At 49.2% G+C, this 1,707-nt stretch carries 1 protein-coding gene and 1 pseudogene; both read left to right on the top strand.

Annotation, left to right across the window (positions count from 1 at the left end; genetic code table 11):
* Positions 1–1,370 (top strand): class I tRNA ligase family protein (locus tag JF818_RS10880; RefSeq protein WP_198892037.1); only part of this gene is annotated, 1,370 nt, incomplete at its 5' end.
* A gap of 88 nt (positions 1,371–1,458) precedes the next feature.
* A pseudogene (locus tag JF818_RS10875) lies at positions 1,459–1,707 on the top strand (peptidoglycan bridge formation glycyltransferase FemA/FemB family protein); the annotation flags it as partial.

The following is a 1,707-nucleotide window of genomic DNA, read 5'->3' as shown; positions in this document are numbered from 1 at the left end:
ATACTGAACTGTTCCAGTTCATCGGAAAGGACAATATTCCCTTCCATACTGTTATTTTCCCCTCCTGCCAGCTGGCAAGTGGGATGGATTGGACCATGCTTCATCATATGAGCAGTACTGAATACCTCAATTACGAGGGTGGAAAGTTCAGCAAGAGTCTCGGGATTGGCATATTTGGCAATGATGTCCAGGACACAGGAATTCCAGCTGATGTCTGGCGGTTCTACATGTTCTACAACCGACCGGAGAAAAGCGATGTTACCTTCACCTGGGCTGACTTCCAGGAGAAAGTGAATGGGGAGCTCATCGGCAACCTTTCCAACCTGGTCAACCGGACCCTGACATTTGTGAAACGGTTCTATGAAGACGGAGCCCTTTTCTCAGCACCCATCGATACTGAGTTGCATGCCCAGATTGTAGAACGTGAGAAGAAAATCGATTCATTCATGGAGCGTGCTGAGGAGCGCGATGCACTCAGGCAGATCATCAGCCTCTCCTCATTGGGAAATAAGGCATTCCAGGATGGCGAACCTTGGAAGATGCGCAAGGAACAACCAGAGAAAGCGATGAGCCTGCTCAAGACCCTCGTCTATCTGATTCGTGACCTGGCGGTGATGGTACAGCCGTTCATGCCGGAAACCTCACTGAAAATGCTTTCCTTCCTTGGTGCTGAGAAGACCAACTGGAATGATCTTGGCAACTGGGAAGGAATAGAGGGGATTGGCGAGGTTTCGTTGCTCTTCACCAAGCTTGAGGATTCTCTGATCGAGCAGTTGCGTACTCGTTTCAGCGGCTCCCAGGAAGAGCGAGAACAGAAGAAAACCAAAGAATTGGAGAAAGATATGGATCAGAAAGAGGACCAGGTAAGCCTGGCTGAACAGTTTGCGAGTCGAGTGATTCTCAAGGTCGCAAAGATTACCAATGTGGAGAGACACCCTCGTGGTGATAAACTCTATATAATTACCCTTGATGTACAGGAAGAGGAACCAAGAACCATTGTCAGTTCCATCGTGCCTTATTACAAGGAAGAGGAGTTGCAGGACCAGAACATAGTACTGGTAAGCAATCTCAAACCGGCAAATTTCCGTGGAGAGAAAAGCTACGGTATGTTGCTTGCCGCCAGCGATCCAGATGCTGAGGAACACTCCACCTGTGAAGTGCTCTTTGCACCTCAGTTTGAGGTGGGAAGCGTGCTCACCCCAGAGGGATTTTCCCCGGTTGAGGAAAAGCTTCCGTATGTGAAGGCAGATCACTTCTTCTCCATGCCGATTTATACTGAGTCTGGCGTGGTGAAGATTGATGGGAAGCCGATTGGAAAAGACGGGGTAGCCCTGACTGCAAAAAAATACTTGAATGGCCCGGTAGGTTGACCCCCTGCCAGTAGTATTCTTATGTAGATGAGGATTTTGGGGGCCAATTGGCCCCCAAATATGTTTTAAAGGGGAGAGAAGCAAGAGCATGCGTATCCAGAGAATAGCAACCAGTGAACTTTCACCGAGCAGTACAGTGTTCCAAAGCAGCTACTGGGCTGAAGTGAAACAGCGCTCCGGGTGGAAGAGCTTTGCATTCTCAGTTGAGATGGAAAGTTCAACTTTTACACTGCTTGTGCTCGTCAAGCGGATGGCCCCTTTCTGTTCTCTTGCATACATCCCCTTTGGGCCCCCGCTCTCATCGCTCAAGCTCAGTCAAGTGGGTGTATTCTTGGAG

It is taken from the genome of Sphaerochaeta sp. S2 (assembly GCF_016406725.1).
GTDB lineage: Bacteria > Spirochaetota > Spirochaetia > Sphaerochaetales > Sphaerochaetaceae > Sphaerochaeta.
Note: the sequence above shows the minus strand (reverse complement) of the source record. Positions and strands in the feature narration are given on the sequence as shown.